Below are 23,757 nucleotides of genomic sequence, written 5' to 3'. Positions count from 1 at the left end.
AATTCAAAACTTATAATTCTTTCAACATCCAAACTGGACAACTGGTATGACCGGTGCTTCCCATTGGGGAACAAATGTATTCGAAACCTACTTTTTTGTATAACTTTTGGGCATCATGCATAAATGGCATCGTTTCCAAGTAACATTTTTCGAAACCAAAATCCTTCGCACTTTGCAAACAGATAGCCATCATTTTGCTGCCAATTCCAAGACCTCGCGTTTCTGGAAGGAAATACATTTTTTGCAATTCACAAATAGTTTCCGCTTCATTTTCCAAAGGCGCTACTCCGGCAGAACCAATGATTTTCCCATCTTTTTCAACAACATAATAAACAGATTTAGGCTTACAGTATTCCTCAAACATTAAATCCAGATAAGGATCTTCATAAGCGGTTCCTACCTTTGGAATGTTCAATTCATCAAAAACCGTTCGTATCAATTGTGCAACCGCTTGATTGTCTTCTTTTTTTATTTTTCTAATGCTGTAGTCTTCCATTTTTATTCCATTCTAATTTTACCTACAAAAGTAGAAATTGTTTATTGTTATTTTCGAAAGTTTCAAAACTAAATCGCAAACTCAAAAATTACTACTTTTGTAATGTGAAAATACATGAAAAATATATAAAGCGATGCATCGAGTTAGCCAAAAATGGTTTAGGAACAACCTATCCCAATCCTATGGTAGGCAGTGTGATTGTCTATGAAGATAAAATCATTGGCGAAGGCTGGCATAAAAAAGCTGGAGAACCGCACGCCGAAGTAAATGCCGTGAATTCAGTAAAAGATAAATCGCTATTAAAAAAAGCAACTATCTACGTAAGTTTAGAGCCGTGTAGTCATTTTGGAAAAACGCCACCTTGCTGCGATTTAATTATCAAAAATAAAATTCCAAATGTGGTTATTGGTACTATTGATCCAAATATAAAAGTGGCTGGAAACGGAATCAAAAAACTTATTGAAGCCGGAATACAAGTTACCGTTGGTATTCTCGAAGCAGAATGTCACGAACTGAACAAACGTTTTTTTACCTTCCACGAAAAGAAAAGACCGTATATCATTTTGAAATGGGCCGAAACTCTGGATGGTTTTATTGCACCATTAGAAAAAGAGGAAAAAAAACCAGTTTGGATTACCAATGTTTATTCCCGACAATTAGTACACAAATGGCGAACTGAAGAACAAGCAATTTTAGTAGGAACGCAAACCGTTATTGATGACAATCCAAAACTAAACGCGCGGGATTGGTATGGAAACAACCCAATCCGATTGATTATAGATCAAAACAATCGCATTCCAGAGGACAGCCATATCTTTGACAATGAGACTAAGACTATCGTATTTTCTAAATTGAAAACAACAATTAAAAAAGAAAACACTATCTTTGAAGTAATCGATTTTAATCAAAATATAGCAGTCCAAATAATAGAAGTGCTTTACAAGCATCAAATTCAGTCGGTTATTATTGAAGGAGGCAAACAAACCTTACAGACTTTTATTGATGAAAATCTTTGGGATGAAGCAAGAATATTTGTTGGAAACATTCCATTTACTACAGGAACAAAAGCCCCAATACTAGATAAAAAAGCGTTCGAAAAATATTCGATTGGCAATGATGAACTTAAAATTTCTAGAAACCATGATTAATACCATTATATTTGATTTTGGGGATATATTTATCAATTTAGATAAACAAGCCACAATGGATGCCTTAGAAAAATTAGGCTTGTCAGAATGGAATGAAGATTTAGACCTTTTAAACACTCAGTTTGAAACAGGTCAAATTTCACGTGAAAATTTTCTTCTTGGTATTCAGAAACAGGTACCAAATGCTTCAATAAATGAAATCCTAGAGGCTTGGAATGCCATTCTTCTTGATTTTCCATTATATAGACTGGAATTCCTTCAAATGCTTTCCAAAAAATACCGCTTGTTTCTATTGTCCAATACTGATTCTATTCACATAGAAACTTTCGAACAAAAAAACGGGATTTCATTTTACAGTGATTTCTATCAATGTTTTGAAAAAGTTTATTTTTCATTTGAAGTAGAAATGAGAAAACCCAATCCTGAAATTTTTAATTACCTAGCAAACAAGCACGATTTAGCTCCTAAGCGCACTTTATTCATTGACGATAAAAAAGAAAATACTGATGCAGCTCTTGCATTAGGATTCCAAGTTTGGAATTTACAAGTCGGAAAAGAAGATATCGTTGATTTATTTGACAAAAAAATAATTTAGAAAAGTACCTTTTGGAATTTAAAGACACTTACAACACTATTGAATTTCCCTCTTCAGAAGTATTATTCAAAGAAAAAAATAGCAAATTCTTTGGTTACGCCTACCCCATCCAATCAGAAGATGAAGTAAAACTACTAATCGAAATTTTACGAAAACAACATCCTAACGCAGGCCATTTTTGTTATGCTTACCAAATAGGTGCTGATACCATAACTTACAGAGCTAATGACGATGGGGAACCCAGCAACACTGCAGGTACACCTATTTACGGACAAATTCAGTCGTTTTCTGTAACCAATATACTAATTGTGGTGGTTCGAATTTTTGGTGGCGTAAAACTAGGTGTTGGTGGATTAATCTCGGCTTACAAAGCTACTGCCCAAATGGTTCTTGAAACTTGTGAAATAGTCGAAAAAACTATAAATATTCATTATTCAATCACATTCGATTACAAAAACATGAATAAAGTGATGCGGGTAATTAAGGAGAAAAGATTAGAAATTGTGACTCAAGAAATGGAAATAAACGAAGATTCAGGACTTCCGATAGGGAAAATCGAAATAAAAACACGAAAAAAAAATGCCGAAATGGTATTCGACATTTTTAATCTGATGTTTGAAATCGATATAAAACGACTCTGATTTCTATTCGAAATTGCTGTTTTTATAATTTATTCTATCGTTTTTAACAATTCTAAAATATAATCTGGAGGAGCTGTTGGACGACCCGTTTTTAAGGACAGAAAAACCAAAATAAATTGGGCAGTTGTTAATAACTCATCAGACTCATTATAAATAGCGCAATCAAATTCAATCTTAACAGAACTCTGACTTTTGAAAGTGGTATGAACGGTAAGCAACTCATCATAGCGAGCTGATTTTTTATAATTTATATTCATGGAAACAATTGGCAACGCGATACCACTTTCTTCCATACTTTTATACGAAATCCCTTTGTTTCTAAGCCATTCCACTCTTCCTATCTCAAAATAGGGAACATAATTCCCATGATAAACCACTCCCATTTGGTCAGTTTCTGAGTAGCGTACACGAACTTGAATTTGATGATCTTTCATTAATTATGTATTAAAAATTTAAAATTTAAAAAGCTCCTTACGACAATAATTTGTAAAATTATTACCCAATATATTTTTTTTTACAGAAATTTGTTCACATATTTGTTACCCCGAAAAATAATAAAATTTCACACTTTTTTTAGTAAGATAATAATTACCAATAAAAATAATTTAACAGAATATATGAACAAAACTGCTCAATCAGTATGGGAAAACTGTCTGTCTTTCATAAAAGACAACATTCAGGATCAAGCTTACAAAACTTGGTTCGAACCAATCAAATCAGTTGAACTTACCGATAACGCATTATATATTCAAGTTCCAAGTAAATTTTTCTACGAATGGTTAGAAGAACACTATGTGAAATTATTAAAAGTGGCACTTACCAAAGAACTTGGAAAAAACGCAAAGTTACTATATAAAATCAGAATGGAAAACACTTATGGCAACAAACAACCGTTTACGGAACAATTGCCAAGTGCCAATAGAGTACCCATGAAACCGCAAGAAGTCGATGCTCCATTTAAAAACTTAAACCCGGAATTAAAAAATCCTTTTGTGATTCCTGGAATTCGGAATTTAAAAATTGAATCTCAACTTAACGCAAATTATAGTTTTGATAATTTTCTTGAAGGAGATTCTAATAGATTAGCTCGTTCTGCTGGGATGGCTGTTGCCAATAAACCTGGAGGAACTTCATTCAATCCATTGTTAATTTTTGGGGGAGTCGGTCTTGGAAAAACACACTTAGCCCATGCAATTGGTGTGGAAATAAAAGACAAATATCCTGAAAAAACAGTTTTATACATCTCTGCTGAAATTTTCACACAACAATATATAGACTCGGTAAAGAAAAATAACCGAAATGACTTCATACACTTCTATCAATTAATTGATGTTTTAATTATTGATGATGTACAATTCCTTTCTGGAAAATCAGGAACTCAGGATGTATTTTTCCATATTTTCAATTATTTGCACCAAAATGGAAAACAGGTAATCTTAACATCAGATAAGGCACCGGTTGACATGCAAGATATTGAACAACGTTTATTATCTCGTTTCAAATGGGGATTGTCTGCTGAATTGCATCAACCGGATTATGAAACGAGAATTTCTATCCTTAAAAATATATTATATAGAGATGGTGTTGAAATACCTGAAGAAATAATAGAATACGTAGCAAGAAACATCAAATCAAATGTAAGAGAATTGGAAGGAGCTATTATCTCCTTAATTGCACAATCTTCTTTTAATAAAAAAGAAGTTACTTTAGAACTTGCAAAAAGTGTTGTTGAAAAATTTGTAAAAAATGTAAAACGGGAAATTTCCATCGATTACATCCAAAAAATTGTTTCCGATTATTTCCAATTGGATTTAGAAACACTACAATCAAAAACTCGAAAGAGGCATGTTGTACAAGCGAGGCAATTGGCAATGTTTTTTGCTAAAAAATTCACAAAAGCTTCTTTGGCGAACATTGGTTCACAAATTGGAGATAGAGATCACGCTACAGTATTACACGCTTGCAAAACCGTTGACAATTTAGTTGCTACTGACAAACAATTCAAAAAATTTGTTGAAGATATCAATAAAAAATTAACGCTATAAAAGCATCATGTCCATAAAAATTTTAATGGTTTGTTTAGGAAATATTTGTCGGTCTCCCTTGGCCGAGGGTATATTAGCATCAAAACTCCCAAAAAATAAATTTACAGTTGATTCAGCAGGAACAGGTTCATGGCACATTGGTCATTCACCTGATGATCGTTCTATTGCTGTTGCAAAAAAAAATAAAATCACCATTTCAAATCAAAAAGGACGTCAATTCAGCACGAATGATTTTGATGCTTTTGATTACATTTATGTGATGGACAACTCTAATTATAGAGATGTGATTGCGCTTGCCAAAAATCAAGATCATAAAGAGAAAGTACATCTTATTTTGAATGAGTTATTTCCAAATGAAAATGTAGATGTCCCAGATCCTTATTTTGGTTTACCAAATGGATTTGAAATCGTTTACAATATGCTAGATGAAGTTTGTGATGTAATTTCAAAAAAATTAATAGAAAAACATTAATAACCTTTTAGTTTTATCCTAATTAAAAAACCTAATATTTTATCAAAATACACAATATAAAATTTACTTTTGAACCCCAAAACAATCCCAATGCAGCCAAACACCAGTCTAGGAAAACTCTATTTAATACCAACGACAATGGGAGATTGCAACCCTATGGATGTTTTACCTCAAACCATAAAAAGAAGTATTGATTTTATTGATTATTATATCGTTGAAAACGAAAAAACTGCCCGAAAATCCATCAAAGGAGTTAGTCCAGAAAAGAAACAATCAGAGCTGAAACTTTTTGTTTTAAACAAACATACTGAAACCAAAGAACATTTAGATTTTATCAAACCTTTACTAGAAGGGAAAAATGTAGGATTAATGAGTGAGGCAGGCTGTCCCGGTGTAGCTGATCCTGGCGCAGTAATTGTAAAACTGGCACATGAAAAAGGAATACAAGTTATTCCACTCGTGGGGCCTTCCTCTATTCTTTTGGCGATGATGGCTTCTGGAATGAATGGACAAAGTTTTACATTTAATGGGTATTTGCCCATTGAAAAAGGAGAAAAAAAAACGGCTCTAAAAAACTTGGAAAAACTATCTCAAGATAAAAACCAATCCCAACTTTTTATAGAAACACCTTATAGAAATAATAAAATGTTGGAAGATATTTTACAAGCCTTAAATCCTGCAACCTATCTTTGTATCGCAACAGATATAACTTTACCAACAGAATATATCAAAACTATGCGCGCTTCTGACTGGAAAAAAACACAGGTAGATTTACACAATCGTCCTACTATTTTCATCATTCATAAAATGTAACAGTTAATTCTGAATTTAAAACACTTCCGCTTACAATAATTCTTCTAAGATTGTCTCATTCCTTTGTGATGACTGATTAAATAATAAATGAATCTATGAAATGTTACTTGTTGGACGATTACTTTTCATTAGACAAAAAATAACAATTTCCCGCTTTTTATTTATAGCTACAAGTGGATTTTCTTCCTAAAAATAAACACAAAATTTCCACTTATATTAACTTTATTTATAGAAAAAGTTAACTGCATAATTTTCAAAAAAATACTAACTTTACTGGTCCCTAATATAATTTTTTGATTTAATATTCAAAAAATATAGCCACTAATGTTTTGAATTATAATGATTTAAATAAATTAAAAACAAAAAGGGGAAGAAAATGATAAGCCTTAGTAAATTTATTTTAATCATAGTTATTGAATATAATTTTAAAAACTAAATATCATGAAATCATTTATTATTGTTGTGCTTTTTTTAAGCATGACCATTATGTCATATTCGCAAGATATGGATGGAAATATAAGGATGGAAGAATTACCAGGAGTTGTAATTAAAAGTGCTGGAAAAGACTTCTCGATTTATTTACCAGATAAAAATCCGGATAAAAATGTAAGAGCTTTAGAAGAAAAATTTATAGCTTACGATTTGGGGAAAGATTATGAAGGATATGAAAACTATTTAGTAATTATGGAAACCAAAAATGGATCATTGAATGCAACTTATAATGAAAATGGGAAATTGACTCGGGTTGTTGAAAACTATAAAAATGTAAGACTCCCAAATAGTGTAATTTATTCTGTTTATAAAGCTTTTCCTGGGTGGCAAATTGTAAATGACAAATATTTATATACCCAGAAAGAAGGTGATGTCGTTAAAAAAGAATATAATCTCCGAATAAAAAAAGATAACGACGTTCGTAAATTAGTTGTTAATGCAAATGGGGATATTGTGAAAGGAATGTAATTAAAACCACTAAATAAATTAAAGGCTATCATTTGGATAGCTTTTTTATTTTTTAGAGAACTATTTATTTTTTTAAAATTTTAATCTTCAAAAAAACTAAAAATCATTCATAAACCAGTTATATTTATAGAGTAAAAAATGAAATTATTTTATGAGTAAACTTCCACATATCAGCACCAGTATGTTTACAGTAATGTCTAAAATGGCCGCTGAACATAACGCAATTAATCTATCGCAAGGTTTTCCAAACTTTCCTGTTGATGAAAGATTAATAAACATTGTTGCCAAACTTGCCAAAGAAAATGTACACCAATACACCCCAATGTCAGGCTATCCTCCGTTATTATCAAAAATAGTAACACTAGTCAAAAAATCATACGGTAGAACCCTTCAAGCTGATACTGAACTATTAATAACAGCAGGTGCAACCCAAGCTATTTTCACCACAATACTGGCTTTAGTAAAAACTAATGATGAAGTTCTTATTTTAGATCCAAGTTATGATTGTTATGAAGCACCAGTTTTACTTTGCAATGCAAATCCGGTTAGAGTGGCTTTAAATGATGACTATACTCCAAATTGGGAAATTATAGAAAAAGCTTGTACACCAAAAACGAAAATGATTATCATTAACAATCCACATAATCCAACAGGTAAAATTTTAAAGCAATCAGATTTTGAGTCATTGGAAATTCTACTGGGAAAATATCCTGACATTTTAGTTCTTTCTGATGAAGTCTATGAATACATCACTTTCGAACAAAAACATATCTCTGCTCATACTCGAAAAAAACTACTCAATCGTTGCGTGATGATTTCCTCTTTTGGAAAATCGTTCCATGTTACCGGATGGAAAGTAGGCTATTTAGTAGCACCAGAATACCTAATGAAGGAAATCAAAAAAGTGCATCAGTTTTTAGTTTTCAGTGTAAATAGTATATGTCAAGTAGCTATTAGTGACTATTTAAACTTAGTTTCTGTGGATGAAATTGGGAAATTCTATCAAGAAAAACGAGATTATTTTAGACGATTATTAAAAGACAGTCGTTTCAAACTCATGCCTTGTGAAGGAACTTATTTTCAAGTTGCTTCCTATGCTGCTATATCAAATGAAAATGATGTTAATTTTTGCAAAAACCTAATCGTTGAGCATGGTGTGGCTGCTATTCCTATTTCTACTTTTTATGCCGATGGCAAAGACCTGAAATTAATTCGATTTTGTTTTGCCAAAGACAATGCAACGCTCGAAGAAGCCGCTAAAAGATTATGTGCCATTTAAAAGCATTGATTTTTATTTTTTTATTATGCACGCATACTATTTTAATTTTGTTATATTTACAATAAAAAAATATCAAAACATGAGTTATACAGATAAAATGTTACGGGACGATGCCCTAAAAGGCAAAGTGATTGTCGTAACCGGTGGCGGAAGCGGTTTAGGAAAAGCTATGACTAAATATTTCTTAGAATTGGGTGCGCAAGTTGCTATTACCTCCAGAGATTTAGAAAAGCTGAAAAATACAGCTGCAGAATTGGAAATGGAAACAGGCGGAACCTGCCTTCCTATTCAATGCGATGTACGTCATTACGAAGAAGTTGAAAACATGCTGCAAGAAGTTTTGAAAGCCTTTGGTAAAGTTGATGTTTTACTTAATAATGCAGCTGGAAATTTCATTTCACCAACCGAAAGATTATCTGCAAATGCTTTTGATACTGTAATTGATATTGTTTTAAAAGGAACAAAAAACTGTACTCTTGCTTTTGGAAAACATTGGATTGACACCAAACAAAAATCATCTACCATCTTAAATATCGTAACGACTTACGCTTGGACTGGTTCCGCTTATGTGGTGCCAAGTGCTACTGCAAAAGCAGGAGTTTTGGCCATGACACGAAGTCTTGCTGTAGAATGGGCTAAGTACGGGATTCGTTCTAATGCGATTGCTCCAGGACCATTCCCAACTAAAGGCGCTTGGGACCGATTATTGCCCGGTGATTTAGCCGAAAAATTTGATATGGCCAAAAAAGTACCGTTAAAACGTGTGGGAGATCATCAGGAATTAGCCAATTTAGCGGCTTATTTAGTTTCTGATTTTTCAGCCTATGTAAATGGTGAAGTCGTAGTTATTGATGGAGGCGAATGGCTGAAAGGTGCTGGACAATTCAACATTCTCGAAGCTATTCCCGAAGAACTTTGGGATCAGTTGGAAATGATGATTAAAGCAAAGAAGAACAAATAATAGTTTTTTTGAAATAAACCATTAAGAGATTAAGAAAAATTAAGAACTGGAACTTAATTTTTCTTAATCTCTTAATGGTAAAAAAAAAGATTTTTTTTTTTTAATTACTCTCCAAAGCTACTAAAATTTCACTTTTCAGCAATCCACTTCCGCCGCCATAATGCTGTACCACAATTATATTTGGATTTTGTTTTTTGAAAAAAGCACACAAATTAGTTTCACTTTCTTTCTGAATTCCGGAACCCAATAATACCAGTGAAAACTCTTTTTGGCAAAAAATTTCCTTTGCCTCCTCATCATTCATAACACCTACTCCTTTCCAATTTTCATTAGAATTAATGAGTCGGACAACAATTGCTAGAATTTCGATATGCCTTCCTATGTATAGAATATTGGTAGTTTCCATCATTCAACTTTTATAAAATAGCAACCTCAAAGATTCTAATTCTTTGAGATTACCATTCTAATTCTTGTAAAATTATACTTTTATAAATTGCAATTCAATATTCAATCGAACTTCTTCACCTACTAAAACTCCTCCAGTTTCAAGTGCTGAATTCCAATTCAGTCCCCAATCTTTTCTATTGATTTTCCCTTCTAATGAAAAAGCTAATTTTGTATTTCCCCATGGATCTTTCATTAATCCACTAAATTCTGCTGGCAGTTTCACAGATTTTGTCACACCATGCATGGTTAAATATCCAACCAATTCATATTCTCCCTCATTCACTTTAGTAAATGAAGTCGCTGAAAATTTAATTTCGGGAAACTGCGCTGCATCAAAAAAATCAGGACTTAATAAATGCGTATCTCTATCTGTATTTCCGGTAGATATGGAATCGATTGCTCCGGTAAATTCAATTTTTGCATTTTCAAAATCCGTGTCTTCTGATTCAATTGAAGCCTCAAATTTTGAAAATTTCCCTGAAATAGTAGTAAACATCATGTGTTTTACTTTAAAACCAATTTCTGAATGTGTTGGGTCTATTGCCCATTTTGTTGTTGACATAGTAGTATTATTTATTAGTTATTTCTATTGTTTTTTTTTATCCGATTACAATTTCATTGGTACTTCCATCAAAAGGATTTCAGCATCAGCTGAATTTGCAGTGATTGAAATGGTATCAGTATCCCAAATTCCTAAACCGTCACGTTCATTTAGAACAATGTTTCCTATCGTGAAATCACCTTTCAAAACGAAAGCATAAATTCCATTTCCTGGTTTTTTTAATTGATACGAAGTAGAAAAGTCTTTATCAAATTTCCCGATATGAAACCAAGCATCCTGATGCACCCAAACGCCTTCGTCTTCTGGATTTGGGGATAAAATTTGTTGTAATTTATTGTGACGATCCTTCAAGTCCAAAGTAACTTGATCATAACGCGGGGTTACATTTTTTTGATTCGGATAAATCCAAATCTGTAAAAATTTAACCAACTGGTCTTTATTCTTATTGTATTCGCTGTGAAAAATACCAGTACCGGCACTCATAACCTGAATATCTCCCTCTTTGATTACGGTAGTATTTCCCATACTGTCTTGATGTTCTAAATCGCCTTCGATCGGAATAGAAATAATTTCCATATTATCATGTGGATGTTTCCCAAAACCCATTCCTTGACTAACTCTGTCGTCATTCAAAACTCGTAAGACACCAAAATTCGTACGTTCTGGATTGTGATAATTAGCAAAGCTAAAAGTGTGATAGGATTCTAACCAACCGTGATTTGCGTGACCACGAGTATTGGCTTTGTGCAAAACTGAATGAGTAATTACTCCATCTTTTATTTGATCTATATTTTCCATTGTTCTTTTCTTTAGTATTATGGTACAAAGTTGCGTCAAAAAAAAAGCGTATGCATTGAACTAGGACAAGAAATGAAAAATAACCAAAATTTAGAGTTTGGCAATTTTGGTTCTTACTTTGCTTAAAAACTCGGCAGAAATGCCAAGATAGGAAGCAATGTAATGCTGGGCAACACGTTGTGAAAGTGTAGGATAATGTTCGAGAAACTCTAAATACTTCTCGGTAGCTGTTTTAGAAATGGTATTGAATAAGCGATCTTGGGTAACTGCCAGATTGCGTTGCATCAATATTCGGAACGCTCTTTCAAACTTGGGTGCTTTGGCAAATAAAGTCTCTTTTGTTTCAGGACTGAACATAAAAAACTCACAATCTTCCAATGTTTCGATAAACACACGACTCGGTTTATCTTCATAAATACTAAACGAAATATCGCTTATCCAAGCATTTTCAATGGCAAATTGAAGAATAACTTCAAAACCATTGGCATCAATATAGTATTTCCTGACACAACCCTTGATTACAAATGCTTCAAAGTTGCACATTTCACCTTCATGAAGCAGAATCGTTTTTTTAGGAACGGTTTTATATTCCAATAAAGAATTGAAAATTTCAATTTCTTCCGGTTCAAAAGCCACATAACGACTGATATTTCTATTGATCTGTGAGTACAAAATGCTACGATTTTTAGAAAACTAAAGGTATAAAAAAATGCTAATTAATAATGCCAAATAAATATATTAAATTAGCAACATTTCCTCAAAAAACAAAAACCACTCGCAATTAAATTCCTATTTTTGCTTTGATAAATAAATAATACATCTTTTATGCTCATTATAGGAATTGCAGGTGGAACAGGAAGCGGGAAAACAACCGTAGTTCATCAGATTATGAATGAATTACCGGAAACTGAAGTAGGTATTATTTCACAAGACTCATATTACAAAGAAAATCACGGGCTTTCATTTGATGAAAGAGCACTCATCAATTTTGATCATCCTCGGGCTATTGATTTCGAATTATTGGTTACTCACCTTAAAGAACTAAAAGAGGGAAACAACATCAATCAACCCGTTTATTCATTTGTAACGCACAACAGGACTGATGATACCGTTTTTACACATCCCAGAAAAGTGATGATTGTAGAAGGTATTTTAATTTTGGCAAATCCAGAATTAAGAGATTTATTTGATGTAAAAATATATGTTCACGCTGATTCTGACGAACGATTAATACGTCGTATGAGACGCGATATTGCAGAACGTGGTCGCGATATGCACGAAGTCATCAACAGATACCAAACGACATTAAAGCCTATGCATGAGCAATTTATAGAGCCAACAAAAGCATTTGCGGACATTATTATACCAAATGACAAATACAATACCGTAGCCATAGATGTAGTTCGGGCGGTAATAAATCAGAAAATACTATAATTTAGTTGTAATTTTAATCTAATTAATTATTAGGAGCTATTTCCCGCTTTCCGTTACAATCTTTTTATTTTTAAAGAAAAAATAAAAAGGATTTTCACTGTAATCGGGGCTAAAATAATAAAAATGACAAATCCATATAAAGACAAATCTTGGTTTAAATTTTTGAGTAACAAATATGTTTGGGTTTTGTTATTTTTTGCTACTTGGATGATTTTTCTGGACAATTATTCCTATTTCGACCACCGTTTTCTGGACAAACAAATTGACGAATTAGAAGATAATAAAAAATATTACCAAGAGGAAATCAAAAAAGATCAGGAGAACATCAAAGAATTAAAAAATTCCGAACAAATAGAAAAATACGCTCGGGAAAAATACTATATGAAAAAAGATAGCGAAGATATTTATATCATTGAATTCGAAGGTGACACGATTAAAAAATAAAACACCAAGTTCTGGCTCTCTCCCACGAGGGCTGGGGTTAGGAAAACAATAAACAAAATGACTACAAACCTTTTCGATGATTTCAATCCCATTTCTTCCAAACAATGGAAACAAAAAATCCAATTTGAACTCGATGGAGCTGATTATAATGAAACCTTAGTTTGGAACTCCCCCGAAGACATTCAGGTAAAACCATTTTACCATAAAGATGAATTCAAGAACCCTTTTGCGGTTACTACAAAAGCAACTCAATTCAAAATTTGTCAAAACATTTTTGTTTATGATTTTGAAAAATCAATCGAAAGAGCGTTGGATTCGTTAAAACGTGGTGCGGACAGCCTTCGGTTTACCATAGAAAACGAATCGATAGATGTCACAAAACTATTGGAGAAATTACCTTTAGAAAAAGTCACCGTTTACTTCCATTTGAGTTTTATCTCAATCGATTTCGTAAAAAAAATTGATGCGTTTGAAAAGAAAAATAATACGCAAATTTTCTGTAATCTGGATCCAATTGGGCAATTAGCCAAAGATGGAAACTGGTTTGTAACCAAAGAAAAAAGTAATTTTGAAACGCTGAATTTACTTTCGGCAGCAACAACAGCTGTATCCTTAATAAGTATAAACGCCGCTTTGTATCAAAATGCAGGTGCTAACATGGTCCAGCAAATTGCCTATAGTTTAGGCCATGCCAATGAATATTTCAACCGAATTGAATCTATAAACCAACCAATCGTTTTTGAAGTTGCTGTTGGGACAAATTACTTTTTTGAAATTGCAAAACTGCGTGCTTTACGAGTACTTTTTAATCTCATAGCCAAAGAATACAACCATAATCTGGATTGTAATATTATCGTTTCTCCAACAAAACGCAACAAAACATTATACGATTATAACGTAAATATGTTGCGCACTACTACTGAATGTATGTCGGCAATTATTGGCGGGGCTGATGCTATTGCTAATTTACCTTACGATGCGTTGTACCACAAAGACAATGAATTTGGAGACCGAATCGCGAGAAATCAATTATTGATTCTCAAAAATGAAAGTTATTTTGACAAAGTCAACAATCCAGCTGACGGAAGTTATTATATAGAAAGCCTTACCAATCAATTAGCCGAAAAATCGTTGGCTTTATTCAAGGACATAGAGTCTAATGGTGGTTTCCTGAAACAACTTAATGATGGAATCATCAAAAGAAAAATTCAGGAAAGTGCTGATGCAGCTCAAGAATTATTTGACAATGGTAAAGAAATTTTATTGGGAACAAACAAACACCCCAACAAAGCCGATAAAATGAAACACGATTTAGAACTGTTTCCTTTTGTAAAAGTCAAACCCAGAAAAACATTAATTACGCCAATAATCGAAAAACGTTTGGCTGAAAAAATAGAGCAAGAAAGATTGGAGAAAGAAAGCTAAGCGTTTAGTATTCCGTTAAAACATTTACAAAATAGTATAATTCATTCTTAAAAAATGAAAAGAAAAGAGCTACAACATATTCAATTAGAGAGTCAAAAGTCAAAAGTAGGAAGTGACAATTTACTAGCTAATGCATTTCTCACAGCCGAAGGAATAGAACTAAAACCAACCTATTCAGAACAAGATATTGAAAATCTCAAGCATCTTGATTTCGGGGCTGGTTTTGCACCAAATTTACGCGGACCATATGCGACCATGTACGTTCGCAGACCTTGGACCGTGCGTCAATATGCCGGATTTTCTACTGCTGAAGAAAGCAATGCATTTTACAGAAGAAACCTGGCTGCGGGTCAAAAAGGACTTTCGATCGCTTTTGATTTACCGACGCATCGCGGGTATGATTCAGATCACGAACGCGTTGTCGGTGATGTGGGAAAAGCGGGAGTTGCGATTGATTCTGTGGAAGATATGAAAATATTATTCGACCAAATTCCACTGGATGAAATGTCAGTTTCCATGACCATGAATGGTGCCGTTTTACCTATTATGGCCTTCTATATTGTTGCTGCCGAAGAACAAGGTGTAAAACCCGAATTACTTTCGGGAACGATACAAAATGACATTCTGAAAGAGTTCATGGTCCGTAATACCTATATTTATCCGCCAACGCCTTCGATGAAAATCATTGCTGATATTTTTGAATTCACCAGCAAAAAAATGCCAAAATTTAACTCGATTTCTATTTCAGGATATCATATGCAAGAAGCGGGAGCCACTGCAGATATTGAATTAGCTTACACGCTGGCCGATGGATTGGAATACATAAGAACTGGATTAGCAACCGGAATGAAAATTGATGAATTCGCTCCACGATTATCCTTTTTTTGGGCGATAGGAATGAACCATTTTATGGAAATTGCCAAAATGCGAGCCGGAAGAATGATCTGGGCAAAACTGGTAAAACAATTCGAACCAAAAGACGATAAATCATTAGCGTTAAGAACCCATTGTCAAACTTCGGGTTGGAGTTTAACAGAACAAGATCCTTTCAACAATGTGGCTCGAACCTGTATTGAAGCAGCAGCAGCCGCTTTTGGAGGAACACAATCTTTACATACCAATGCTTTGGATGAAGCAATTGCATTGCCAACAGACTTCTCAGCGAGAATAGCCAGAAACACGCAAATTTTTTTACAAGAAGAAACTAAAATCACCAAAACTGTCGATCCTTGGGCAGGAAGTTATTACGTAGAAAGTTTAACGAATGAAATTGCCGAAAATGCTTGGAAACTTATTGAAGAAGTGGAAGAATTGGGCGGAATGACCAAAGCCATTGAATCCGGGATTCCAAAACTTCGAATCGAAGAGGCAGCAGCCAGAAAACAAGCAAGAATAGACAGTGGCCAGGATATTATTGTAGGCGTTAATCAATACCGATTAGAAAAAGAAGATCCTTTACAAATTTTGGATGTGGATAACCAAATGGTTCGCAAACAACAACTGGAACAACTAGACCGAATAAAAGCAACCCGAGATACTGAAAAAGTACAAAACTCTCTAAAAAAATTAATCCTTTGTGCTCAAACTGGGGAAGGTAATTTATTAGAAATTGCCGTTGATGCTGCCAGAAACAGAACAACATTAGGAGAGATTAGCGATGCGCTGGAAACGGTCTTCGGAAGATACAAAGCACAAATTAAATCTTTTAGCGGTGTGTATAGTAAAGAAATAAAAGACGACAAAAGTTTTGAAAAAGCAAAACAAATGGCTGACGCCTTCTCTAAAATAGAAGGACGTCGCCCTCGAATTATGATTGCCAAAATGGGGCAAGACGGGCATGATCGTGGAGCAAAAGTTGTTGCAACAGGTTACGCCGATGTAGGTTTTGATGTTGACATTGGCCCACTCTTTCAGACACCAGCAGAAGCTGCCAAACAAGCAGTAGAAAACGACGTACATATTTTGGGCGTTTCTTCTCTTGCTGCGGGACACAAAACCCTTGTCCCTCAAGTAATTGATGAGCTTAAAAAATACGGTCGAGAAGATATAATGGTGGTGGTTGGCGGAGTAATTCCTGCACAAGATTACCAGTTTTTATTTGATGCTGGTGCAGTTGCCATTTTTGGACCTGGAACAAAAATTAGCGAAGCAGCCATCAAGATATTGGAAATTCTAATGGAAAGTTTCGAATAGAAAAGTTCCTTTTACCTCCAATTCCAAAAAAAACATCAATCGAAAGGTTGGTGTTTTTTTGTTTAAAATCTGACCAATTCCTCAGACTCTAAAAGTGGAAGTCGTGTTTATGTTCAAAAAAAAATGGAATTCTCAACGCCCCATCTTCGATTGAGAGTTATTCTTATTAAAAAAAAGGCAATAGAGCCAGCTCTGAGTTTTTTCACCAAAAGGTTAATAACTATTTATTGCAAAATGCTAACAACGAATTTTATTCTTCAGTAATTTTGATATCAATTACAGAATCCAAACACACAAAGAAGAACTAATAAGAGTATCAAAGCCTTAAAAAAGAAATAAATGTACCGCTTAGACAAAACCTGCAATCTTCCACTCTTCCAAAAAGCAGAATTGATTTATCAATTAGTAGAATGCTTAGTAGCTTCGCTTCCTGATGAGGATACCTATATACAAGACACTAAACACTTAATGCAAGAAGATGCCATGATTATTGCTGCCAAAATTGCTGGTGCAGAAGCTGGTGAGTTGTACAGCATTCGCATGCAAAATGCGGCAATAATTAGAGAACATGCTATGCATTTGTATGTCCAGGTAGGTAGTTTGCGGTTGCATAAAAACTATAAAGAATTAGAATATGTGGCGCTCATTCGCAAAGAGTTAAACAATTTCAGGCTATTGTTCATGGAATGGGTAGGCCGTTTTGACACCAATAACCATATCTGGGACGAATGGGGGCTATTCAATCCTCAAGGAGCCATTCCACCAAGCGAGCAAGATAAAACTAGTGACAATCATTTTGACTTCAATGCTTTTTTTGAAGACGATGAAGACTAATATATTATCTATAAAACCCCTAATGATCATCTAGATAAACTAAATTCATGGATTCTGATACATTTATTTTCTGCCTCGAAGCCGTTGCCGATGTAGAAACTCATACCACTACTGAAGTAGTTAAAAACTTAGAGCAATTAGCCTTCGAACAAGGCATTACAAGTATTTATAAAACATGCGACACTATTGAAGGATTAGAAGAAAGTTTAAATACCTTGTTATATGAGGATCATAATTTTACCGATTATGAGATCATCTACTTAGTCATGCCAGGTGAAGGAAACAACATTTGTCTCAATGACTATTATTATAGCTTAGAAGAAATAGCCGAACTCTTTGAAGGAAAAATGACAGGTAAAATTTTGCATTTCGCAAATGCAAAGGTATTAGACTTAGACGAAGAAGAAGCACAATACTTTTTAGATATTACTGGAGCAAGAGCTGTTTCTGGTTATGGAATGGGATTTAATAAATTAACCAGTAGTTCCCTTGACAAAGTTTTTTTCAGCTTATTTGAAGAACAAGATAATATTGTTGAAATTGTAGAAGAATTATATGAGAAACACTACGCCCTTTGTAAACTGCTCGATTTTAGATTGTATTATTAAAAATTGAATCCCCTCATCGCAAAAGCTAAAATTAATTCAGATAATTAAAAATCTGCTAATTATTCAAATAAATAATAACCCGTTAAGTATAATTATTTTTGACAAGTATACTTAACGGGTTAAATAATAGTATTTACTATTTGTTTTTACATTCTTTTCTTCATAAAACAATCATCATCAAATATTAAAGATTCAGCTACTGTTAAGACAAACAGATTTATTATACAATTATAGAGTAATTTCTTTCTCAAAACTATTTAGTCTTAATGACAATAACTCCTGCAGAAGCTTGTGATCCATAAATAGAAGCATCTGCTCCCTTTAACACACTTATATTTTTCACATTATTAGGTGATATATAATCGATATTCGATACAATCATTCCATCAACAACAAATAATGGTTCCGAAATATTACGAATAGAGCTAACCCCTCTAATAGTTATTTTATTGTCCCTTGAAACTGTAACTCCAGATAAACGACCTCTAATCATATCGTAAATTGTGTTATAAATAATCGCATTTTTATCATTTGGCAAACTAATGCCTTCTGAATTATTAACCTTATACTTTTTATCTACTTCAGAATAACCAATTGAAATTTTATCTCCTTTTTTTGTACGCTCTTTTATGGACTTTTCTGATTCCAGAAACATAAAATTCATGATACTCTCATTGCTATATTTAGAAGATAGCAAACCATATTCATGAGAATAAACATTAATCACGTTAACCTTTTCTCGAAGTTGAACCTCAAAATCTCCATTTTTATTCGTTTCTACATTTGAATAAATGGAATCCAAATATATTTTAGCATTTGCAACGGGTTTATTATTACTATTCATCACTTTTCCTGTTAGCTTATTTTGCGCATAGCCAAAACCAACAAATAGTAACAAAACAAACAATAATGTTTTAGAAATTTTCATAATTTTTTGATTTATAATTTTTTATTAAATATATAAAAAAAGTAAGACTTTCTAATAATTATGATTAACTCCACTAAAAATTCAATTAATTAACAAATAACTTCCTTTTTTTAATAACTGACCAATAGTTACAATCTATACTAAGCATAACAATCACAATTAAGAAATTAAAAAAAAATAAGATTATCCTTTCTTTTTAAAGTTATTTTATGTTTATAATTTAACTAAAACCCAAACTATTTAACCTATTTAACAAGCTAATACTGCTTTTAATCGGTTAAATAATACATTTTATCGATTGTTTTTTTTTAAAACAAAAAAAATATTTTATGTTTGAAAACCCAAATCTAACAAACATGAAAAAAACTACCCTACTCATTCTTTTATTTTCTTTTAGTTTCAACTCTTTATTGTACTCTCAATCTGGGAATAAATCTATAACGAAAGAAAAAGAACCAAACGAAATTTACAAAAAAATTAAAATAAAAAAACCTACTTCTGATTTAATGAATAAATTAGGAGCTGGTGGATTAGATTTAGAATGTGGGTCTCAATTCGATACTAATGGCGATTTACTCATTGAAGTTTCATCACATGAAGAAGCCAAACTAAAAAAAATAACTCCTTTTCAAGTTGTAATTCCCGATTTAGAAGACTACTACTCTAAAAGGGCTGTTAAGAACCTACCTCAAGCTAAATCAAGCTTAAAAATTCTAAAATCTCAAAAATCAACAAATAAAAGTAGTAGTCTAAAAAGCACTACTTATGGAAATATAACACATCGTTTTGAAAATGATGAAATTGATTGGGCAGTTCCAACTAATTATCAATTAGGTAGTTCTTTTGGAGGATGTTTAACTGTCGATGAAACCTATGCACAATTAGACAAAATGCATGCTTTATATCCAAACTTAATTACAATTAAAGCCGATGCATCTCCTTCAAATCAAAAGACGATAGAAAACAGAACCATATACGTGGTGAAAATTTCAAATTCAAATATTACGGGGACAAAACCAGAAACACTTTACACAGGAATGACCCATTCTAGAGAAGTGGTTAGTTTAATGAATCTTACCTACTATATGTGGTATCTTTTAGAAAATTATACAACTGATCCAGATGTAAAAAATCTAGTAGACAATCACGATTTATATTTTATTCCTATAGTAAACCCAGACGGATTAGCTTATAATGAAGCACAATCGCCTTCTGGCGGAGGAATGCAACGTAAAAATCGTAGAGAAACTGGTGCTTGTACTACCTATCTTGACGGTGTAGATTTAAATAGAAATTGGGGAACTTATTGGGGATATGACAATACCGGTTCTTCAAATATTGGATGCGATGACACTTACAGAGGTACTGCAGGATTTTCTGAAGCAGAAACTTCAATTGTAAAAGACTTTTTTTTACTTCATGATTTTAAAACTTCAGTAAATCATCATAGTTATAAAAATGCTGCGCTTCATGGTAGAGCAGCTTACTATTACACAAATAACAATCCCGCTAGTGCAGAAAACAAAACAGGACGAGAAGATGAGTACTACCAATATTCACATGATATGACCCAATACAGTAGATATGCCTATGGTTCTAGCCCAAACATTAGCTATTGGAATAACGGTAACTCAAATGACTGGATGTTGACAGGCTCAGGAAAAAACACTTTAGGTTGGACTCCTGAAAACGGAGCAGCTAATGAATCGACAATTCTAAACAACGGTTTTTGGCCAGACCCTATAAACATAACTGCTATTTCTAAAAGAGCTATGAGAATGAATTTTATAGCAGGTTTTTATAGTGGTGTTTATGCTAAATTTCATGACTTAACTAAATCTGATGTTACGACTACAAATGGTACTTTAAATTTTGGTTTAGAAAGAGTAGGTCAAACTCCTGGTGATTTTACTTTAACAGTAACTCCAATTTCTTCTAACATACTTTCAGTTACAAATCCAACTGTACAAACTGGAATGACAATTTTAGAACAAAGAAATCTTAATGTGAACTATACCTTAAACTCTGGTATAACGAATAAAGAAAAAATTGAATTTGAAGTAACTTTATCAAATGGAAAGTATATAATTTACAAGACAAGATTGGTAAAATACTATACTCCAACCGTTTTATTTTCTTCAACTCCAGACACTAGTAACCTAACTGGCTGGACTGCAAGTCCTACAACTGGAGCATGGGCTGTTACCGCAACTGGAGGGTTTGGAGGAACAAAAGGAATTACAGCAAGTGTAGCTATTCCTTATGTAAATAATATTAATAGTACACTAACACAGACTACAGGAATATCTTTATTAGGAAAGCAGCAAGTTGTAGTACAATTTAATGCTAAATGGGATATAGAAAGAAGTTTTGATTATGTGGAACTTCAAGGTTCTATAGATGGAACAACTTGGATTCCTTTGAAAGGGAAATATACAAAACCTGGAGCTACTGCTGTCACAAATGACTATTCTTCCACCCTAACTACTGCATCAAAAACTACTGCTGATAAAGCATTTCAACCTGATGCAGAGCCATTATTTGACGGAAATAAGATGAATAAATGGGTTCTTGAAGAATTCTTTATTAGCGCATCGGAAAACTCTGGACTATTTAATAAAGCAACTTTAGTTAAATTCCGATTTATATTCAAAACCGATTCTAGCAATCGTAAACATGGATATAATGATACCTTTGATGGCTTTACCTTTGATGATTTTAAGGTAATTGAAATAAAATCATCTTCACCTATTGCTATTTGTAAAGACGTAACTTTATCATTAAACAGTAGTGGTACATTAACCGTTTTACCTGCTGATGTGAATAATGGATCTACTGATGATGTTGCAATTACATCTATTTCGGTTTCACCAAATACATTCAATTGTTCACATCTAAACACGCCACAAGCCGTAACTCTTACCGTAACGGATGCTGATGGTCAAACTGCTACATGCACGTCGAATGTAACAATAAAAGACACAACTCCTCCAGTAGTTCCTACTTTAGCCACTGTAATCAGCCAAAATGATGTAACGTTAACTGCTCCTACAACTACTGATGTATGTGCAGGAACTATTACAGGAACAACAGATACTGTATTTCCTATAACTATGCAAGGTACAACTGTTGTAATTTGGACTTTTAATGATGGAAATGGACAAATTGTAACTGCTAATCAAAATGTTGTTATAGACAATACGGCTCCAACAGCTCCATCTTCATTAGTTGCTGCTGGAACAACTCAAACTGCTACCAATTTATCTTGGACAGCAGCAACTGACGACACTGCGGTAACTGCTTATGATGTGTATCAGGGAACTACTTTGAAAGCTACTGTAACAACTACTTCCTATGCCGTAACTGGATTAACAGCCTCTACCGCCTATACTTTTTCTGTGAAAGCTAAAGATGCTACAGGGAATATCTCAACTGATAGCAATATTTTAAATCTAACAACTTTAGATCCCGTTTTGGACACCACTAGTCCAACAGCCCCTGCAACATTAGTGGCTACCGGAACAACTCAAACCACAACCAATTTATCTTGGACTGCTTCTACAGACGATACAGCTGTAACAGCTTATGATGTGTATCAGGGCGCTACTTTGAAAGCTACAATAACAACTACATCCTATGCCGTAACCGGATTAACAGCTTCAACTGCCTATACTTTTTCTATAAAAGCCAAAGATGCTGCAGGAAACATTTCGACTTCCAGCAACGTTGCAAGCATAACAACATTAGCGCCTATTGCAACTTATTGTACTTCTAAAGGAAATAGTGTTGCCAGTGAAAAAATTGGTAAAGTAGTTTTTGGGACTATCAGCAATACTTCAACAGGTGGAACGGGTTATGAAAACTATACTGCTCTTTCAACAAATGCGACTAAAGGAACAGCATACACTATAACAATAACACCATCTTGGACCTCAACAAAATACAAAGAAGGATATGGTGTTTGGATCGATTATAATGGTGATGGTGATTTTGCAGATACCGGAGAACAAGTATGGACAAAAGCTGCTTCAACAACAACTCCTGTTAGTACAACAATTACTATTCCTACAACAGCGACAATTGGAGCTACCAGAATGAGAGTTTCTATGAAGTACAATGCAATCCCAACTTCTTGCGAAACATTTGCTTCAGGACAAGTGGAAGATTACACCATTAATATTGTTGGTTCTGCAGCTAAAATGATTGAAAGCAATAAAACCATTACAAATGAGATTGTGCTTTACCCTAATCCAACAAAATCAATATTAAATGTAACTTCAATTTCTGAAAATGCCACATTCCAAATTTATAACTTAATAGGTCAAACTATTATGAAAGGTAAATTCTCTGCTAGTTTCATTGATATTTCTGCTCTAAATGAAGGAAATTATATTCTGGAAATTACAGATAAAGAAACAACTACAATAAAGCGATTTATTAAAAAATAATGCCTTACTAATCAAAACTAAAAAGCTATCCTAATCCGATAGCTTTTTTTGTTATTTAAAGAAGTTTCCTACTCTAAAAATAACCCCTATTTTGGATCACATTTTGATAAAAAAAATGATTAAAAATGATTAAAAATCATAAAACATTGAACTTAAACGCCATTATTTGCTTTTTGTCGTTAAAAAGGCATTGCAATTAGAAATAAATATTTTACTTTTGGCCTAA

Annotated in this window: 23 protein-coding genes; 16 read left to right on the top strand and 7 right to left on the bottom strand. The window is 33.3% G+C overall.

Translation table 11 applies throughout. The annotated features are described in order from the left end of the window. Nucleotides 1-10 precede the first annotated feature (10 nt). Entirely contained in the window at nt 11-496 is a 486-nt protein-coding gene (locus ACM55I_RS03315) for a GNAT family N-acetyltransferase (RefSeq protein ID WP_416845347.1), read from the bottom strand. A gap of 104 nt (nt 497-600) precedes the next feature. Between ACM55I_RS03315 and ribD the strand changes: the two genes are divergently transcribed. From ribD to ACM55I_RS03300, 3 genes are read left to right on the top strand one after another with little or no spacing between them, the layout of a single operon-like run. Then, nucleotides 601-1,644 carry a bifunctional diaminohydroxyphosphoribosylaminopyrimidine deaminase/5-amino-6-(5-phosphoribosylamino)uracil reductase RibD gene (gene ribD / locus ACM55I_RS03310; RefSeq protein WP_416845346.1) on the top strand — a complete coding sequence of 348 codons (1,044 nt, stop codon included), beginning with the start codon at nt 601-603 and terminating at the stop codon, nt 1,642-1,644. Beyond that, on the top strand, nt 1,637-2,239 hold the full coding sequence (locus tag ACM55I_RS03305) for an HAD family hydrolase (protein ID WP_416845345.1): 603 nt from the start codon (nt 1,637-1,639) through the stop codon (nt 2,237-2,239). The genes ribD and ACM55I_RS03305 overlap by 8 nt, the downstream gene beginning before the upstream one ends. An 11-nt stretch (nt 2,240-2,250) precedes the next feature. Beyond that, nucleotides 2,251-2,880: an IMPACT family protein gene (locus ACM55I_RS03300; protein WP_416845344.1), complete on the top strand. Its 630-nt coding sequence runs from the start codon at nt 2,251-2,253 to the stop codon at nt 2,878-2,880. 29 nt (nt 2,881-2,909) lie between these two features. Here the strand turns inward: ACM55I_RS03300 and ACM55I_RS03295 are convergent, their stop codons facing one another. Then, the gene (locus tag ACM55I_RS03295; protein WP_416837024.1) at nt 2,910-3,314 is read right to left on the bottom strand and encodes an acyl-CoA thioesterase; all 405 of its coding nucleotides are present in this window, start codon (nt 3,312-3,314) and stop codon (nt 2,910-2,912) included. A gap of 183 nt (nt 3,315-3,497) precedes the next feature. Between ACM55I_RS03295 and dnaA the strand changes: the two genes are divergently transcribed. The 6 genes from dnaA to ACM55I_RS03265 all read left to right on the top strand — a co-directional run bounded on the left by dnaA (nt 3,498) and on the right by ACM55I_RS03265 (nt 9,410). Beyond that, on the top strand, nt 3,498-4,925 hold the full coding sequence (dnaA, locus tag ACM55I_RS03290) for a chromosomal replication initiator protein DnaA (protein ID WP_035674283.1): 1,428 nt from the start codon (nt 3,498-3,500) through the stop codon (nt 4,923-4,925). 7 nt (nt 4,926-4,932) lie between these two features. Continuing rightward, nucleotides 4,933-5,397: a low molecular weight protein-tyrosine-phosphatase gene (locus ACM55I_RS03285; protein WP_416845343.1), complete on the top strand. Its 465-nt coding sequence runs from the start codon at nt 4,933-4,935 to the stop codon at nt 5,395-5,397. Between the two features lie 90 nt (nt 5,398-5,487). Beyond that, nucleotides 5,488-6,210, top strand: a complete 723-nt coding sequence (locus ACM55I_RS03280) for an SAM-dependent methyltransferase (protein ID WP_416845342.1) — start codon at nt 5,488-5,490, stop codon at nt 6,208-6,210. Nucleotides 6,211-6,651: 441 nt separating this feature from the next. Next, nucleotides 6,652-7,170 (top strand): hypothetical protein, encoded by a 519-nt coding sequence (locus ACM55I_RS03275; RefSeq protein WP_416845341.1) that lies wholly within the window; start codon nt 6,652-6,654, stop codon nt 7,168-7,170. Nucleotides 7,171-7,321: 151 nt separating this feature from the next. Further along, nucleotides 7,322-8,449 carry a methionine aminotransferase gene (locus ACM55I_RS03270; RefSeq protein WP_416845340.1) on the top strand — a complete coding sequence of 376 codons (1,128 nt, stop codon included), beginning with the start codon at nt 7,322-7,324 and terminating at the stop codon, nt 8,447-8,449. 79 nt (nt 8,450-8,528) lie between these two features. Continuing rightward, on the top strand, nt 8,529-9,410 hold the full coding sequence (locus tag ACM55I_RS03265; protein ID WP_416845339.1) for an SDR family oxidoreductase: 882 nt from the start codon (nt 8,529-8,531) through the stop codon (nt 9,408-9,410). Between the two features lie 100 nt (nt 9,411-9,510). Here the strand turns inward: ACM55I_RS03265 and ACM55I_RS03260 are convergent, their stop codons facing one another. The 4 genes from ACM55I_RS03260 to ACM55I_RS03245 all read right to left on the bottom strand — a co-directional run bounded on the left by ACM55I_RS03260 (nt 9,511) and on the right by ACM55I_RS03245 (nt 11,889). Beyond that, entirely contained in the window at nt 9,511-9,816 is a 306-nt protein-coding gene (locus tag ACM55I_RS03260; protein WP_416845338.1) for a response regulator, read from the bottom strand. Nucleotides 9,817-9,888: 72 nt separating this feature from the next. Continuing rightward, nucleotides 9,889-10,419: a YceI family protein gene (locus tag ACM55I_RS03255; RefSeq protein WP_416845337.1), complete on the bottom strand. Its 531-nt coding sequence runs from the start codon at nt 10,417-10,419 to the stop codon at nt 9,889-9,891. Between the two features lie 45 nt (nt 10,420-10,464). Then, complete coding sequence (locus tag ACM55I_RS03250; RefSeq protein ID WP_416845336.1) at nt 10,465-11,217, bottom strand: pirin family protein; 753 nt, start codon at nt 11,215-11,217, stop codon at nt 10,465-10,467. Between the two features lie 90 nt (nt 11,218-11,307). Then, a complete protein-coding gene (locus ACM55I_RS03245) occupies nt 11,308-11,889 on the bottom strand; it encodes a Crp/Fnr family transcriptional regulator (RefSeq protein WP_416845335.1) in 582 nt (193 codons plus the stop codon). A gap of 153 nt (nt 11,890-12,042) precedes the next feature. On the opposite strand from ACM55I_RS03245, the gene udk reads away from it, so the two are divergent. The 6 genes from udk (at nt 12,043) to ACM55I_RS03215 (ending at nt 18,155) form a co-directional block, all read left to right on the top strand. After that, complete coding sequence (udk, locus tag ACM55I_RS03240; protein WP_416837033.1) at nt 12,043-12,651, top strand: uridine kinase; 609 nt, start codon at nt 12,043-12,045, stop codon at nt 12,649-12,651. Nucleotides 12,652-12,774: 123 nt separating this feature from the next. After that, nucleotides 12,775-13,095 carry an FtsB family cell division protein gene (locus tag ACM55I_RS03235; RefSeq protein WP_416845334.1) on the top strand — a complete coding sequence of 107 codons (321 nt, stop codon included), beginning with the start codon at nt 12,775-12,777 and terminating at the stop codon, nt 13,093-13,095. 57 nt (nt 13,096-13,152) lie between these two features. Then, the gene (locus ACM55I_RS03230) at nt 13,153-14,520 is read left to right on the top strand and encodes a methylmalonyl-CoA mutase subunit beta (protein WP_416845333.1); all 1,368 of its coding nucleotides are present in this window, start codon (nt 13,153-13,155) and stop codon (nt 14,518-14,520) included. Nucleotides 14,521-14,574: 54 nt separating this feature from the next. Continuing rightward, nucleotides 14,575-16,713 carry a methylmalonyl-CoA mutase gene (gene scpA / locus ACM55I_RS03225; protein ID WP_416845332.1) on the top strand — a complete coding sequence of 713 codons (2,139 nt, stop codon included), beginning with the start codon at nt 14,575-14,577 and terminating at the stop codon, nt 16,711-16,713. 339 nt (nt 16,714-17,052) lie between these two features. Then, nucleotides 17,053-17,547, top strand: a complete 495-nt coding sequence (locus ACM55I_RS03220) for a hypothetical protein (RefSeq protein WP_416845331.1) — start codon at nt 17,053-17,055, stop codon at nt 17,545-17,547. A gap of 47 nt (nt 17,548-17,594) precedes the next feature. Beyond that, nucleotides 17,595-18,155 carry a DUF6642 family protein gene (locus tag ACM55I_RS03215; RefSeq protein ID WP_416845330.1) on the top strand — a complete coding sequence of 187 codons (561 nt, stop codon included), beginning with the start codon at nt 17,595-17,597 and terminating at the stop codon, nt 18,153-18,155. Nucleotides 18,156-18,408: 253 nt separating this feature from the next. Here the strand turns inward: ACM55I_RS03215 and ACM55I_RS03210 are convergent, their stop codons facing one another. Then, nucleotides 18,409-19,083 (bottom strand): TonB-dependent receptor plug domain-containing protein, encoded by a 675-nt coding sequence (locus ACM55I_RS03210; RefSeq protein ID WP_416845329.1) that lies wholly within the window; start codon nt 19,081-19,083, stop codon nt 18,409-18,411. A 356-nt stretch (nt 19,084-19,439) separates the two neighbouring features. Between ACM55I_RS03210 and ACM55I_RS03205 the strand changes: the two genes are divergently transcribed. Next, nucleotides 19,440-23,531 (top strand): M14 family zinc carboxypeptidase, encoded by a 4,092-nt coding sequence (locus ACM55I_RS03205; RefSeq protein ID WP_416845328.1) that lies wholly within the window; start codon nt 19,440-19,442, stop codon nt 23,529-23,531. Nucleotides 23,532-23,757: the final 226 nt, after the last annotated feature.

This window comes from Flavobacterium algoris (genome assembly GCF_048158525.1).
GTDB lineage: Bacteria > Bacteroidota > Bacteroidia > Flavobacteriales > Flavobacteriaceae > Flavobacterium > Flavobacterium algoris.
Note: the sequence above shows the minus strand (reverse complement) of the source record. Positions and strands in the feature narration are given on the sequence as shown.

Coding starts and splice junctions, on each gene's coding strand:
- ACM55I_RS03315 (WP_416845347.1), bottom strand. CDS start 496: ATGGAAGACTACAGCATTAGAAAAATAAAAAAAGAAGACAATCAAGCG.
- ACM55I_RS03305 (WP_416845345.1), top strand. CDS start 1,637: ATGATTAATACCATTATATTTGATTTTGGGGATATATTTATCAATTTA.
- ACM55I_RS03295 (WP_416837024.1), bottom strand. CDS start 3,314: ATGAAAGATCATCAAATTCAAGTTCGTGTACGCTACTCAGAAACTGAC.
- dnaA (WP_035674283.1), top strand. CDS start 3,498: ATGAACAAAACTGCTCAATCAGTATGGGAAAACTGTCTGTCTTTCATA.
- ACM55I_RS03285 (WP_416845343.1), top strand. CDS start 4,933: ATGTCCATAAAAATTTTAATGGTTTGTTTAGGAAATATTTGTCGGTCT.
- ACM55I_RS03280 (WP_416845342.1), top strand. CDS start 5,488: ATGCAGCCAAACACCAGTCTAGGAAAACTCTATTTAATACCAACGACA.
- ACM55I_RS03275 (WP_416845341.1), top strand. CDS start 6,652: ATGAAATCATTTATTATTGTTGTGCTTTTTTTAAGCATGACCATTATG.
- ACM55I_RS03270 (WP_416845340.1), top strand. CDS start 7,322: ATGAGTAAACTTCCACATATCAGCACCAGTATGTTTACAGTAATGTCT.
- ACM55I_RS03265 (WP_416845339.1), top strand. CDS start 8,529: ATGAGTTATACAGATAAAATGTTACGGGACGATGCCCTAAAAGGCAAA.
- ACM55I_RS03260 (WP_416845338.1), bottom strand. CDS start 9,816: ATGGAAACTACCAATATTCTATACATAGGAAGGCATATCGAAATTCTA.
- ACM55I_RS03255 (WP_416845337.1), bottom strand. CDS start 10,419: ATGTCAACAACAAAATGGGCAATAGACCCAACACATTCAGAAATTGGT.
- ACM55I_RS03250 (WP_416845336.1), bottom strand. CDS start 11,217: ATGGAAAATATAGATCAAATAAAAGATGGAGTAATTACTCATTCAGTT.
- udk (WP_416837033.1), top strand. CDS start 12,043: ATGCTCATTATAGGAATTGCAGGTGGAACAGGAAGCGGGAAAACAACC.
- ACM55I_RS03235 (WP_416845334.1), top strand. CDS start 12,775: ATGACAAATCCATATAAAGACAAATCTTGGTTTAAATTTTTGAGTAAC.
- ACM55I_RS03230 (WP_416845333.1), top strand. CDS start 13,153: ATGACTACAAACCTTTTCGATGATTTCAATCCCATTTCTTCCAAACAA.
- scpA (WP_416845332.1), top strand. CDS start 14,575: ATGAAAAGAAAAGAGCTACAACATATTCAATTAGAGAGTCAAAAGTCA.
- ACM55I_RS03220 (WP_416845331.1), top strand. CDS start 17,053: ATGTACCGCTTAGACAAAACCTGCAATCTTCCACTCTTCCAAAAAGCA.
- ACM55I_RS03215 (WP_416845330.1), top strand. CDS start 17,595: ATGGATTCTGATACATTTATTTTCTGCCTCGAAGCCGTTGCCGATGTA.
- ACM55I_RS03210 (WP_416845329.1), bottom strand. CDS start 19,083: ATGAAAATTTCTAAAACATTATTGTTTGTTTTGTTACTATTTGTTGGT.
- ACM55I_RS03205 (WP_416845328.1), top strand. CDS start 19,440: ATGAAAAAAACTACCCTACTCATTCTTTTATTTTCTTTTAGTTTCAAC.